Origin of the sequence: Streptomyces sp. NBC_00554 (genome assembly GCF_041431135.1) — a bacterium.
In the GTDB taxonomy this organism is placed as follows: domain Bacteria; phylum Actinomycetota; class Actinomycetes; order Streptomycetales; family Streptomycetaceae; genus Streptomyces.
In genome coordinates this window covers 1428101-1442366 of the sequence record NZ_CP107799.1, presented here as the reverse complement: position 1 = coordinate 1442366, position 14266 = coordinate 1428101, and the positions used below count along the sequence as shown (strand labels likewise).

Below are 14266 nucleotides of genomic sequence, written 5' to 3'. Positions count from 1 at the left end.
AAGTCATTGCCGGACCTGGCGGACCCTGCTTGACTCACCTGCTCAGAGCCGAGAGGAACCCCATGAGCACCGAGATCGACGTCCTCGTCCTGGGAGGCTCGGGCGTGGACACGATCGTGTACGTCCCCGAACTCCCGCTCCCGTACGCCGACAGTTACATGATCCGGCCCGGCATCGAGACCCGCGCCGGCCAGAGCGGGGACTTCGTCGCCCTCGGCGTGCACACCCTGGGCCTGCGCACGCACCACCTCGACATGATCGGCGACGACCACGAGGGCGAGCTGATCCGCGCGCTGCACCGCGACCGGGGCATCCCGCTCACCGAGGTCCACCAGCCCGGCGGCACCAAGCGCGCGGTCAATCTCGTGGACCCCGAAGGACGGCGGCTGTCGCTGTACGACGAGAGCCGCTCGCGGGAGACCGACCGGCTGCCCGAGGAGACGGTCCGGGCGCTGGCCGGGGCCAGCCGTCACGCGCATGTCGTCATCACCTACCCGTGCGCCTTCACGCTCCTCGCGCTGCGGGAGGCCGGGGTGACCCTCTCGACCGACCTGCACAACTGGGACGGCGAGAATCCCTACCACGAGGCGTTCGCCCACGCCGCCGACGTCGTGTTCGTGTCCACCACCGCGCTGCCCGACCCGGAGCGGACGATGCGGCAGATCGTCGAGCGGGGCCGGGCAGAGGTGGTCGTCGCCATGGCCGGAGCCGACGGCGCGTACCTGCTGGCGGACGACGAGGTGACCCACATCCCGGCGGTCACACCCCCCGCCCCGGTGGTGGACTCCAACGGCGCGGGCGACGCCTTCGCCTCAGGCTTCCTCCTCGGATGGCTGGCCGGCGAGCCGCCCAAGCGTTGCGCCCTGTACGGCGCGGTGGCCGGCGCCCACGCCTGCACCGTGCCGTCGACGCGGGCGGACGCCATCAGCCGCGAGGAACTCCTGACCCGCGTCAAGGAGTTGGAAGCCGATGGCGCCCACCCGCCTCACGTCACACCTCAGTGATCGTGCACCGAGTCGGTCGCGGCGATCTTCTTCCAGGACTTCGGCTGAGAAGGAGTCCCCGAAGCAGCCCCGTCCGTCCCCGCGGCCCGGGCGATCGACGCGCCCTGCGCCGCAGGCGCCCCCGGCTTCGACGGCTGGAACAGCCAGGTGTCGAAGAGCGAGCCGAGCGACAGGCCGGACACGTCCTCCGCGTACTTCTGGAAGTCACCGACCGACGCGTTCCCATACGCGTGCTCGCTCGGCCACCCCTTCAGGACGGCGAAGAACGCGTCGTCCCCGATCTCGTTGCGCAGCGCCTGAATGGCGAGTGCCCCTCGGTCGTAGACCGCGATGTCGAACTGGTTCTCCGGACCCGGATCCCCGGGCGCGACCGTCCAGAAGGCGTCGTCCGCCGGGTGCGACGCGTACACGTAGTCCGCGAGCTCCTGCGCCGTCCCCTCACCCTCGTGCTCCGACCACAGCCACTGCGCGTACCGGGCGAAGCCCTCGTTGATCCAGATGTCCTTCCACCCGGCGACGGACACCTCGTCCCCGTACCACTGGTGGGCGAGCTCATGGACGACGACCGACACGTTCGAGCCGTTCGCGAACTGGCGCGGGCTGTAGAACGGCCGCGTCTGCGTCTCCAGCGCGTACCCGGTGGTGGTGTTGGGGACGTACCCGCCGAGCGCGTTGAAGGGGTAAGGACCGAAGTACTCCGTGAGGAAGTCGGCGACCTCACCGGTGCGCTCGATGCTCGCCCGCGCCGCCCCGGCGTTGTCGCCCAGGTCCTTGCTGTACGCGTTGATGACCGGGATACCGCTCTCGGTCGTCCCGGTCGTGATGTCGAACTTGCCCACCGCGAGCGTCGCGAGATATGTGGCCTGCGGCTTGTTGGACCGCCAGTTGTAGCGCGTCCAGCCGAGCCGTGAACTGGTCGACTGGAGCGTGCCGTTGGAGATGGCCTGGGTTCCGTCGGGAACGGCCACGGACACGTCGTACGTCGCCTTGTCGAGCGGGTGGTCGTTGCTCGGGAACCACCACCACGCCGCCTCGGGCTCGTTCGCGCCGACGCCGCCGTCCGGCGTGCGGTGCCAGCTGGTGAAGCCGTACGCCGTCTTCGACGACGGCACACCGCTGTAACGCACCACGATGGTCACGGTCTTGCCCTTGGCCAGCGGCGTCTTCGGGGTGATCTCCAGTTCGTGCTCCCCGGAGGTGGCGAACGACGCCTTCGCGCCATTGACCCGCACCTCGCTCACATCGAGCAGAAAGTCCAGATTGAAGCGGGAGAGATCCTGCTTGGTGGTCGCCAGGAGGGTCGCCGTACCCTCCAACTCATCCGTCTGCGGCTGGTACTGGAGCCGCAGATCGTAGTGCGAGACGTCGTATCCGCCGTTGCCGTAGGCCGGGTAGTAGGGGTCGCCGATGCCCGGCGCCCCGGGGGAGTAGCTGGCCGCCGATGCCGGGATCGCCAGCAGGAAGGAGGCCGCGAGAGCGCCCGGGGCGATGAGTCTGCGGTGCACGTCAAGCTCCAAGTCGTAGGGCCGTGAAGTCTGTCCGGAGCCTATTCAGACCCTGTGGCCCCGGTCATGTCCACGGCCACCCCTGTCACACGATCGCCATTCGGCCGTCATGAGCAATCCCGCCCCACAGACCTTTCACAGACCCTCTTTTGCACGGGAGTTGACCGGGGTACCTTCCGCGCATGCCGATACGTGCGCGCCGTATGCGCTTCACGACCTGGAGAACGCTCGCGACGGCGGCCACGGCCGCCCTGATGGCAATCCTGCTCACCCCGGTCGCTGCACACAGTGCCCCGCGGGAGAGCACCCCGATCTACTCGTACGACAACGCGATCCGCGAATCCGTGTGGGTGGACACCGGCCTCGACGGCGACAGCGACGGGAAGGCCGACCGCGTCGCCGTCGACATCGTCCGGCCCCGCGAACTCGCCGCGCAGGGCCGCAAGATACCCGTGATCATGGACGCCAGCCCGTACTACTCCTGCTGCGGACGCGGCAATGAGAGCCAGAAGAAGACGTACGACGCGAACGGCAACGTCGTCCAGATGCCGCTGTTCTACGACAACTACTTCGTGCCCCGCGGCTACGCCTTCGTCGGCGTCGACCTGGCCGGCACCAACCGCTCCGACGGCTGTGTGGACGTGGGAGGCCGCTCCGACATCCAGTCCGCGAAGGCGGTCGTCGACTGGCTCAACGGCCGGGCCAAGGCGTACACCACCCGCACCGGGACCGCCACGTCCAAGGCGACCTGGACCAACGGCAAGACCGGAATGATCGGCAAGAGCTGGGACGGCACCATCGCCAACGGCGTTGCCGCCACCGGCGTCAAGGGCCTGGAAACCATCGTGCCGATCAGCGCCATCTCCTCCTGGTACGACTACTACTTCAGCGAGGGCGCCCCACTCTACGACTCAGGCCCTGACTGGCTGTCCGACTACGTCGACAGCCCCGACGCCCGCGCCAAGTGCGCCGCCGTCCAGCAGAAGATCGTCGACGGGGCGCCGCGCACCGGTGACTGGACCCCGTTCTGGACCGAGCGCGACTACGTGAAGGACGCGAGCAAGGTCAAGGCCAGCGTCTTCCTGATCCACGGTGCTCAGGACCTCAACGTCCGCACCCAGCACGTCGGCCCGTGGTGGGACGCCCTCGCCGAGAACGGCGTCGACCGCAAGATCTGGATCTCGCAGACCGGCCACGTCGACCCCTTCGACTTCCGCCGCGCCGAGTGGGTCGACACCCTGCACCGCTGGTTCGACCACGAACTCCTCGGTTACGACAACGGCATCGACGACGAGCCCATGGCCGACATCGAGCGCCACCCCGACCAGTGGGTGACCTCCGGCGTCTGGCCGCCGCGCGCCACCGACACGACCACCCTCCGCCCGGCCACGGGCTCCGCGGCAGGCGTCGGCACCCTCGGGCTGACCAAGGGCTCCGGAGCCGAGACCTTCACCGACAACCCGCAGCTGAGCGAGACCGACTGGGCCGCCTACATCGACCAGCCGACCCCCGAGAAGGCCGGCTTCGTCACCCAGCCGCTGACGAAGGACCTGCGTCTGTCCGGCTCGTCGAAGGTGACGGTCACCGCCACCCCGACGTCCTCAACGGCCCATCTCACCGCGGTACTTGTCGACCTCGGCCCGGACACCATTCGCGACTACGCCGCCTCCGGTGAGGGCATCACCACCCTCACCGACCGCACCTGCTGGGGCCCGAGCACGACCGGCGACAGCTCCTGCTTCAAGGTGACGCAGTCGAAGAACGCGGACGTCGACTACACGGTCTTCAGCCGCGGCTGGGCCGACCTCGGCAACTACGCCTCGGAGGCCAAGGGCGTGCCGCTCACCCCCGGCAAGGCGTACACGATCACCCTCGACCTCGCCTTCACCGACCACGTCGTCCCCAAGGGCCACCGGCTCGCCCTGATCGTCGCGGGCACCGACAAGGACCTCATCGACCCGCCGTCGAGCACGCCGACCCTGACGCTCGACCTGACCCGTACCTCGGCCAAGGTCCCGCTGGTCGGCGGCGCCAAGGCCTTCACCAAGGCCACGTCGGGCTCCGTCGCGGCTCCGAGCGCCTCCGTCCTCGACGGCGTACGCGACCCGAGCACCGCCCTCCGAGTCCCGGGAGAGACCAGTTGACCGGCTTACGCATCAGCGCCCTGGCCGTGGCGGTCACCGCCACGGCCCTGGCCGCGCCCCTGCTGACCGCACCGGCGTACGCGGCGGAGACCCCGCCGCGCACCGGCTTCGAGCAGACCGACGGAGCCCGCTGGACCAGCCAGCCCGAGGAGCAGGACTTCCTGGCGGTCGTCGACCGGGCGAGCGACCGTGTCTCGGTGGCCCGGATCGGCACGACCAAACAGGGCCGCCCGCTGCAACTGGTCCGGGTGGGCGCCCAACGCGCGGCCACCACCGTGCTCCTGGTGTGCAGCCAGCACGGCGACGAGCCGTCCGGGCGCGAGGGCTGTCTCACCACGATCCGCGACCTGGCGTACGCGCGGGATCAGAGCACCGAGCGCTTCCTGAGGAGCACCACCCTGCTCGTCGTGCCCACCGCCAACCCGGACGGCCGCGCCGCCGACACCCGCGGCAACAGCGACGGCCTCGACATCAACCGCGACCACCTCGCGCTCCAGACCGCCGAGGCCCGCGCGATGGCAGCGGTCGTCCGCGACCGCGAACCCGACGTCGTCTACGACCTGCACGAGTACGGCGCCACGCCCCCGTACTACGACAAGGACCTCTTCGACCTCTGGCCGCGCAACCTCAACACGGACACGGCCGTGCACGACGAGGCGCAGACCCTGTCGCTGGACTACGTACGGCCCGCCGCCCAGGGAGAGGGGTACTCGACGGGCACGTACGGCATCTGGACGGACCCCGTGACCGGCGATCCGATCCAGCAGGTGGCGGGGGACGGCCAGGAACGCATCCTGCGGAACATGTCGGGTGTCAAACACTCCGCGGGACTCCTCATAGAGAGCCGCGTCGACCCCCTCACGGATGCCGAACAGGCGGACCCGGCCCTGAACAACCGTCGCCGGGTCGACTCCCAACTGGCCGCGCTAGGGGGCCTGTTCACCTTCACCGGTGAGCGTCGGCAGCAGGTCGAGGCAGCGACCTCGGCCGCCAGGCTCACGGGCTATCTGGACACCGGCCCGGTCTACCTCGGCGGCGCGGACAACGACCCGGCCGAACCCGCCGAGGTGATCCAGGACCCGCCCTGCGGATACCGGCTCACGGCGGACCAGTACACGGACCTGCGCGACGAACTCGCCCTCCACGGCGTCCGCGTACAACAGGAGGCCGACGGCGTACTCGTACCCCTTCGGCAGTCCCTGCGCGCACTCGTCCCGCTGCTCCTCGATGAGCGCGCTCCGTACCACCTCACGGCAGGGGAGCCCGACACCGACTGCTGAGACGCGGAGAACGGCCGTGCCTGTGATAGGGCGTATGGGTGCAATAGCACCCATACGCCCTACCCGCGAAAGGCGCTGCCCATGACGGGGCAAAGAGACGAGACGGCCCACGGCGGGCGGACCGATCGCGTGGTGTTCGGCGTCACCGCCGTGCTCACCGTGGCGTTCGTGATCTGGGGCTCGGCCGCGACCGACTCCCTGGAGAGCGTCTCGACCAGGATGCTCAACGGGCTGATCCACAACGGTGGTTGGGCCTTCATGCTGGCCGCCTCCTGCTTCGTGGTCTTCGCCCTCTGGCTCGCGATCAGCCGCTACGGCAGGATCCACCTGGGCGCCGAGGGCGAGGAACCCGAGTTCCGTACGGTGTCGTGGGTCGCCATGATGTTCAGCGCCGGCATGGGAATCGGCCTGATGTTCTACGGCGTGAGCGAGCCGCTGTCGCACTACACGACGCCCCCGCCGGGTACCACCCCCGCCGACTCCGGTGAGCGCATGGAGACGGCGATGGCCACGACCCTCTTCCACTGGACACTGCACCCCTGGGCGATCTACGCGGTGGTCGGCCTCGGCATCGCCTACAGCACCTTCCGCAAACGCCGACGCCAGACGATCAGCGCGGTCTTCACCCCACTCATCGGCGAGCGGCACGCCAACGGAGCCGCGGGCCGGGTGATCGACATCCTCGCGATCGTCGCCACCGTCTTCGGCTCCGCCGCTTCCCTCGGCTTGGGCGCGCTCCAGATCGGCTCCGGATTCACCGAGCTGGACTGGATGGACAAGGTGAGCGACGGTCTGCTCGTCGCGATCATCGCCGTGCTGACGGTGGCGTTCGTCGCCTCGGCCGTCTCCGGCGTCGAGAAGGGCATCCAGTGGCTGTCCAACATCAACATGGTGCTGGCCCTGATCCTCGCGGTCTTCGTGTTCATCGCGGGCCCGACCATCATCGTCCTCGACCTGCTGCCCACCTCGATCTTCGCCTACCTCGGTGACCTGCCCCAGCTCGCCGGACGCACCGAGGCCAGCGGCGGCGAGGGCGTCGCGGCCTGGCTGGGCAGCTGGACCGTCTTCTACTGGGCGTGGTGGATCTCCTGGACGCCGTTCGTCGGCATGTTCATCGCCCGCATCAGCCGCGGCCGCACCATCCGGCAGTTCGTCGGCGGCGTGATCCTCGTCCCCAGCACCGTCAGCCTGGTCTGGTTCGCGGTCTTCGGCGGTACGGCGATGAAGCTCAAGGAGAGCGGACAGCTCGCGGGGGAGTCGACACCCGAGGGCCAACTCTTCGGTGTGCTCGCCGAGTTCCCGATCGCCCCCGCCACCAGCCTCCTCGTGATGATCCTGGTCGGCATCTTCTTCGTCTCCGGAGCAGACGCCGCGTCCATCGTGATGGGCACGCTCTCCCAGAAGGGCGCGCTCGAACCCGGCCGGTTCGTCGTGGTGTTCTGGGGTGTCCTGACCGGCGCAGTCGCCGCCATCATGCTGCTCGTCGGCAGCGAGGGCGACGCGCTCACCGGCCTCCAGAACCTCACGATCCTCGCCGCCGCCCCATTCGTCCTCGTCATGATCGGCATGTGCGTCGCGCTCATGCGTGACCTGCGCAAGGACCCGCTCATGGTGCGGGGGGAGATGGCGTCCGAGGCCATCGAACTCGCCGTGATCGAGGGGCACAAGCAGTACGACGGCGAGTTCGAGATCAGTATCGGTCCGGGGCCCGGTACGGACACGGAGGGGGATCCGATCGGTCACGACCACGGGTGACCAGGTCTGCTCTTCGGCGGCGCCGCGATCGGCGACACCGGGTGTGATCGCAGTCGACCGTCAGCGGGAGGCGAGCGCCGCCGCCTCCCACGCGCACCCCCACGCCACCGTGACGCCCGCACCGCCGTGACCGTAGTTGTGCACCAATACCCGGCCGTCCGGCAGCGGTTCACGCTCCAGCCGGACCGTGTCGCGCACCGGCCGCAGCCCCACCCGGTGGCCGAGCACGCGCGCTCCGGCGATCTCGGGGCGCAGCGCCGCACACCGTTTGACGATCTCGGCGGCCACCGCCGGATCGGGCGTCAGCGACCAGTTGTCCTCATCCGCCGTACCGCCAAGGACCAGCCGGTCCCCGTGCGGGAAGAAGTAGGTGCTGTTCCCGGTGTCCGAGTCGGTCGAGGCGAGCCAGGTGGTGACACCGGGGTTCTCCACGATCACGAGCTGCCCGCGCACGGGCCGTACGGCCGGATCCGGGACGAGCTCGCGGGCGCCGAGCCCCGTGCAGTTGACGACGACGGGCGCCGCCACGTCCGCGAGGTCGGTCACCAGGCGGACCTCGACCGCCCCTCCCCCAGACTTCGTCCGGAGGGACCCCCATCTCGCTTCGCTCGCCCGCAGGAACCGCTCACGCAGCCACCGCAGATGCACCGGCATGTCCAGCAGCGGCAGCCGCGCCCACAGCCCGGTCCCCGGGTACTCCTCGGCCGTCGAGGCCCGCAGCCCCGGCACCCGGGCGGCGGCCCATGGACCCTGCTCGTCCAGCCGCGACTCGCCCAGTACGCCCTCGACCATGCGTACGCCCGTCTCCTCGGGCCGCGCCGCCAACTCCTCGTACACGGAGAGTGATTGAAGAGCCCAGTGGCGGGCAAGTGCCTTGGGCCGGATGAGGTGCGGCCACCACAGCGCACCCGCAACCGCCGAGGTGGTCCGCTCGGCGGGCTCCCGCGTCCACACCCGTACGCGTCTGCCGCTCTCCGCCAGCACCACGGCCGTCGTCAGCCCGATGACACCGCCGCCCACCACGATCACATCGCCGCTCGGATCGATCCCCACGCGGGGACGGTAGCGGAATATGTCATGCCGTGCTCAGATCACTCCCACTCTGGGGATACTCACACCATGTCTGCCGAGTACGCGACCTTCGGCCTGGCACCGGCGATGCGTGCCGGTGGAGTCCTCGCCAACGGTGACTACCAAGTGCACCGGGACTTCGTCGACTTCATCGTCGACGGACGCCCGCTGCTTTTCCACCTCTCCGACCTCGACGCGGTGTCCCCGCTCGCCTCCGACGTACCACCCGCGATCTTCACCGCGCAGGTGCGCAGCCTCCTGCTGGAGGCCGACGCTCCGCTCACCGGCGGCCGGTACGTCATCTACGGCTGCCCTGAGTGCGAGGGCCTCGAATGCGGTGCCGTCACCGCCGTCATTGAGAAGGCGGGCGACGACTATGTGTGGCGCGACTTCGCCTGGCAGACCGACGAGCGGCCCGATCTGGAGCTCAACGGCTACCACGGGATAGGGCCGTTCCGCTTCCACGGCGCCGAGTACCGCAGCGCCCTGAACTCCCTGCTGAACGGCGACGCAGGACCCCGCCGCCGCGTCCTCCTCATCGGCGCGCGCGTCGCCGTCCTCGCCAAGCTCGCCGCCGCCCTGCGCACCATCGGCATCGGCGCCGACATCACACGGGACGCCACGAACGTCCCGGCCGACGAACTCCGTACATACGGCGCGGTGGCCTTCGGACGCGCTGTCGGAGAGGAGGAACGTGCCGCCGTACGCCGCTCCTTCGAACACGCGAACGTCGAGGTGGCATACGTCGAAGGCCTCGCCCCGATCATTCCGCTCCTCGTCGCCCAGATAGAACACGCCCTGGACCGCAGCCCGCGCGAACTGCGCCGGCTCACGCGCCTGGTCGCCGCCGACGGCGAGGCCGGCATCGAGGTCACCTCGACCTGCCGCGTCCAGCTGACGGCCTACCGCCTCGACCGCCTGTACCGCACCCACGCGCAGGAGGTCTTCGACGGAGTCCTGGAGACGGGCCGGCACCGGCTCGCGCTGGATGCCAGGGCCGTGCGGGGAGAGTCCTTCATCGTGGCGCGGACATCGGGGAGTGTGCTGGTGGAGCCGATGGCCCACTGACTGTGAGCACGGAAAACCGGGGCGAGGGGAGGGCGGCCGGGCCGTTAGGATCGGCGTCCTGATGACTGCCACCCTCGTCGCCAAGAATCTCGCCGCCGGACATGGCGACCGCTCCCTCTTCGCCGGGCTCGACCTGGTCGTCGCGCCCGGCGACGTGATCGGGCTGGTCGGTGCCAACGGCGCGGGGAAGTCCACGCTGCTCCGACTGCTCGCCGGTCTCCTCACCCCCGAACAGGGCGAGCTGCGGCTTTCGCCGCCGTCCGCGACCGTCGGTCACCTGCCGCAGGAACCGGAGCGGCGGGAGGGCGAGACCGTACGGGACTTCCTCGCGCGCCGCACGGGTGTGGCCGAGGCGCAGCGTGTGATGGACGAGGCCACGCAGGCGCTCGTCGACGGCGCGCCCGGCTCGGACGACGCGTACGGGACCAGCCTGGAGCGCTGGCTCGACCTCGGCGGCGCCGACCTCGACGAGCGCGCCGAGGAGGTCACCGACTCCCTCGGGCTCGGCGTCGGCCTCGACCAGCTGATGACCTCCCTCTCCGGCGGGCAGGCGGCCCGCGCCGGACTCGCCTCGCTCCTGCTCTCCCGCTACGACGTGTTCCTCCTCGACGAGCCGACGAACGACCTGGACCTGGACGGCCTGGAGAGGCTCGAGCGATTCGTGAGCGGCCTGCGCGCGGGCACGGTCGTCGTCAGCCACGACCGCGAGTTCCTGACCCGAACGGTCACCAAGGTGCTCGAACTCGACCTGGTGCAGCAGCAGATCACGCTGTACCGCGGCGGTTACGAGGCGTATCTGGAGGAGCGCGACACCGCGCGACGGCACGCCCGCGAGGACTTCGACGAGTACGCCGACAAGCGGTCGGCGCTCGAAGGCCGAGCCCAGATGCAGCGCTCCTGGATGGACAAGGGAGTGAAGAACGCCCGGCGCAAGGCGAGCAACGACAACGACAAGATCGGCCGCAAGTTCCGCAGCGAGGCCAGCGAGAAGCAGGCCTCGAAGGCGCGGCAGACCCAGCGCATGATCGAACGGCTCGACGTCGTCGAGGAGCCGCGCAAGGAGTGGGAGCTGCGCATGGAGATCGCGGCGGCACCGCGATCCGGCGCGGTCGTCGCCACACTGCGTGACGCGGAGGTGCGTCGCGGTGACTTCGCCTTCGGCCCGGTGACGCTGCAGATCGACTGGGCGGACCGGGTCGCGGTCACCGGCGCGAACGGCGCGGGCAAGTCGACGCTCCTGGGCGCCCTGCTCGGCCGCGTCCCGCTGGACGCCGGCCATGCCTCCCTCGGCCCCGGTGTCGTCGTCGGCGAGGTCGACCAGGCTCGCAAGCTCTTCCTCGGCACCGAGTCGCTGCTCGACGCGTTCTGCGCGGCCGTCCCCGACACCGAGCCCGCCGAAGTCCGCACCCTCCTGGCCAAGTTCGGCCTCAAGTCCCACCACGTCCTACGCCCGGCAGCCACCCTCTCCCCGGGCGAACGCACCCGCTCCGCCCTCGCCCTCCTCCAGGGCCGAGGCGTCAACCTCCTGGTCCTGGACGAGCCGACGAACCACCTCGACCTACAGGCGATCGAGCAACTGGAGTCGGCCCTCGACTCGTACGAGGGCACACTCCTGCTGGTCACCCACGACCGCCGAATGCTGGACGCGGTCCACACGACCCGCCGCCTGGAGGTCGCGGCCGGCAAGGTGACGGAGCGCTAGCGGCGGGTGGGGTTTTTCGCCCCCTCCGCCCCTACCCATTCCCGTCCCTTGGGGGCTCCGCCCCCAAACCCCCGCTCCTCAAACGCCGGACGGGCTGAACACCTTCAGCCCGTCCGGCGTTTGAGGACGAGGCCGTTCAGGCCTACAGCGGGGGTCTGGGGGCGGCAGCCCCCAGAAACGGGACGGGTAGGGGCGGAGGGGGCGAAAAACCCTCCACCCCAGCCCCGGCGCCACAGAAACGTCAGCCCCGCCCCCGCTTGGGATCCGTCAACCCCGCCCGCCGCAAAGCATCCGCCATCGCACTGTTGGCAGGCGGCGCCGCCTGCCGAGACCCCCCGCCGGAACGGCCCTGCCCCTGACGCGCCTGCTGCTGCCGCTGCTGAGGAGGCCGCCCCCCACGCTGAGGCCGCTCACCCTGAGCCTCCGCAGCCACCGCCTCATCATCCAACCGCAGCGTCAACGAAATCCGCTTCCGCGGAATATCGACCTCAAGCACCTTCACCTTGACGATGTCCCCGGGCTTCACCACATCCCGCGGATCCTTGACGAAGGTCTTGGACATCGCGGACACGTGCACAAGCCCGTCCTGGTGGACGCCCACATCCACGAACGCCCCGAACGCGGCGACATTCGTGACGACCCCCTCAAGGACCATCCCGGACACGAGGTCGGACAGCTTTTCGACGCCGTCCTTGAAGGTCGCCGTCTTGAAGGCGGGCCGGGGGTCACGCCCGGGCTTCTCCAGCTCCTTCAGGATGTCCGTCACGGTCGGCAGACCGAACTTCTCGTCCACGAAGTCGACAGGCTTGAGCGACCGCAGCACCCCGGAGTTGCCGATCAGGGAAGCGACTTCGTTCCCCGCCGTCTTCACCATGCGTCGCACCACGGGGTACGCCTCGGGGTGCACGCTGGACGCGTCCAGCGGATCGTCCCCGCCGCGGATCCGCAGGAAGCCCGCGCACTGCTCGTACGCCTTCGGTCCGAGCCGGGCCACGTTCTTGAGGGCGGTACGGGACTGGAAGGGCCCGTTCGCGTCACGGTGGGACACGATGTTCTCGGCGAGTCCGGAGGTGATGCCGGAGACGCGGGAGAGGAGCGGCGCCGACGCGGTGTTCACGTCCACACCCACGCCGTTCACACAGTCCTCGACCACCGCGTCAAGGGACCGGGACAGCTTCACCTCGGACAGGTCGTGCTGGTACTGCCCGACCCCGATGGACTTCGGGTCGATCTTCACCAGCTCGGCCAGCGGGTCCTGGAGCCGGCGGGCGATGGACACGGCGCCGCGCAGCGACACGTCCATGTCGGGCAGCTCCTGGGAGGCGAACGCGGACGCCGAGTACACGGACGCACCGGCCTCGGAGACCATCACCTTGGTGAGGTTCAACTCCGGGTGCTTGGTGATGAGTTCACCGGCGAGCTTGTCCGTCTCGCGGGACGCCGTGCCGTTGCCGATCGCGATCAGCTCGACCGTGTGCTCCTTGGCGAGCCGTGCGAGCTTGGCGACGGCCTCGTCCCACTTGTTGGCGGGGACGTGTGGGTAGATGACGTCCGTGGCGAGGACCTTGCCGGTCGCGTCGACCACGGCGACCTTCACGCCCGTACGGAACCCGGGGTCGAGGCCCAGCGTCGCGCGCGTGCCCGCCGGGGCGGCCAGCAGCAGGTCCCGCAGGTTCGACGCGAACACGTTGACCGCCTCGTCCTCGGCGGCCGTACGCAACCGCAGGCGCAGGTCGATGCCGAGGTGCACCAGAAGGCGGGTCCGCCAGGCCCAGCGGACCGTGTCCTTGAGCCACTTGTCGCCGGGACGGCCACGGTCGGCGATCTGGAAACGGTGGGCGACGATCCCCTCGTACGAGGACGGTCCTGGCTGCTCGGCAAGCTCCTCGGGCTCCAGGACGAGGTCGAGGACGTCCTCCTTCTCGCCGCGCAGCATGGCCAGGACACGGTGCGAGGGCAGCGCCTTGAAGGGCTCCGCGAAGTCGAAATAGTCGGAGAACTTCGCGCCCGCCTCCTCCTTGCCGTCCCGCACCTTGGCGACGAGCCGTCCGCGCACCCACATGCGCTCACGGAGCTCGCCGATCAGGTCGGCGTCCTCGGAGAACCGCTCGGTGAGGATCGACCGGGCACCGTCGAGCGCGGCCTGCGGATCGGCGACGCCCTTGTCGGCGTCGACGAAGGCCGCGGCCGCGGCGAGCGGATCGACCGAGGGATCGCCGAGCAGGCCATCGGCCAGCGGCTCCAGGCCTGCCTCGCGCGCGATCTGCGCCTTCGTGCGCCGCTTCGGCTTGAACGGCAGATAGATGTCCTCGAGACGCGCCTTCGTGTCGGCGCCCCGGATCTGCGCCTCGAGCTCCTCCGTGAGCTTGCCCTGCTCGCGCACCGACTCGAGGATCGCGGTGCGCCGCTCCTCCAGCTCCCGCAGATAGCGCAGCCGCTCCTCGAGGGTGCGCAGCTGCGCATCGTCGAGCATCTCGGTCGCTTCCTTGCGGTAGCGGGCGATGAAGGGCACCGTCGATCCGCCGTCGAGCAAGTCGACGGCGGCCTTGACCTGCCGCTCCCGTACGCCGAGTTCCTCGGCGATCCTGCCTTCGATGGACCCTACGAGGGGTGTCGTCACGATCCCGTACCGCCTTCTCCACTGAGGTTGCGCGGCAATTGTGGCAGGTGACACCGACAACGGTGGATCAGGGCGGCACGGGACGCGGGGACCGCCCCGGAAACGGAGCGGTGCCGG

Annotated in this window: 9 protein-coding genes; 6 read left to right on the top strand and 3 right to left on the bottom strand. The window is 69.8% G+C overall.

Going from position 1 to position 14266, the window contains the following annotated elements; translation table 11 throughout:
* The first annotated feature begins 62 nt into the window (after positions 1 to 62).
* Entirely contained in the window at positions 63 to 1004 is a 942-nt protein-coding gene (locus OG266_RS06520) for an adenosine kinase (protein WP_371543736.1), read from the top strand.
* On the opposite strand, the gene OG266_RS06515 is transcribed toward OG266_RS06520, so the two are convergent.
* Positions 998 to 2509: a M1 family metallopeptidase gene (locus tag OG266_RS06515; RefSeq protein ID WP_371543734.1), complete on the bottom strand. Its 1512-nt coding sequence runs from the start codon at positions 2507 to 2509 to the stop codon at positions 998 to 1000. The two genes, OG266_RS06520 and OG266_RS06515, sit on opposite strands and share 7 nt — an antisense overlap.
* Positions 2510 to 2691: 182 nt before the next feature.
* On the opposite strand from OG266_RS06515, the gene OG266_RS06510 reads away from it, so the two are divergent.
* From OG266_RS06510 to OG266_RS06500, 3 genes are all read left to right on the top strand, one after another.
* The gene (locus tag OG266_RS06510; protein ID WP_371543732.1) at positions 2692 to 4653 is read left to right on the top strand and encodes a Xaa-Pro dipeptidyl-peptidase; all 1962 of its coding nucleotides are present in this window, start codon (positions 2692 to 2694) and stop codon (positions 4651 to 4653) included.
* Complete coding sequence (locus OG266_RS06505) at positions 4650 to 5933, top strand: M14 family metallocarboxypeptidase (RefSeq protein ID WP_371543731.1); 1284 nt, start codon at positions 4650 to 4652, stop codon at positions 5931 to 5933. Before OG266_RS06510 ends, OG266_RS06505 begins: the two co-directional genes overlap by 4 nt.
* 81 nt (positions 5934 to 6014) lie before the next feature.
* Positions 6015 to 7688 (top strand): BCCT family transporter, encoded by a 1674-nt coding sequence (locus tag OG266_RS06500; protein ID WP_371543729.1) that lies wholly within the window; start codon positions 6015 to 6017, stop codon positions 7686 to 7688.
* A gap of 60 nt (positions 7689 to 7748) precedes the next feature.
* On the opposite strand, the gene OG266_RS06495 is transcribed toward OG266_RS06500, so the two are convergent.
* Entirely contained in the window at positions 7749 to 8741 is a 993-nt protein-coding gene (locus OG266_RS06495; protein WP_371543727.1) for an FAD-dependent oxidoreductase, read from the bottom strand.
* Positions 8742 to 8807: 66 nt separating this feature from the next.
* Between OG266_RS06495 and OG266_RS06490 the strand changes: the two genes are divergently transcribed.
* Positions 8808 to 9827, top strand: coding sequence for an oxidoreductase (locus tag OG266_RS06490; protein WP_266472930.1), 1020 nt, complete (start codon positions 8808 to 8810; stop codon positions 9825 to 9827).
* A 61-nt stretch (positions 9828 to 9888) separates the two neighbouring features.
* On the top strand, positions 9889 to 11529 hold the full coding sequence (locus tag OG266_RS06485; RefSeq protein ID WP_371543725.1) for an ABC-F family ATP-binding cassette domain-containing protein: 1641 nt from the start codon (positions 9889 to 9891) through the stop codon (positions 11527 to 11529).
* Between the two features lie 241 nt (positions 11530 to 11770).
* Here OG266_RS06485 and OG266_RS06480 read toward each other — a convergent pair whose 3' ends face one another.
* On the bottom strand, positions 11771 to 14149 hold the full coding sequence (locus OG266_RS06480; RefSeq protein ID WP_371543723.1) for a Tex family protein: 2379 nt from the start codon (positions 14147 to 14149) through the stop codon (positions 11771 to 11773).
* Positions 14150 to 14266 lie beyond the last annotated feature (117 nt).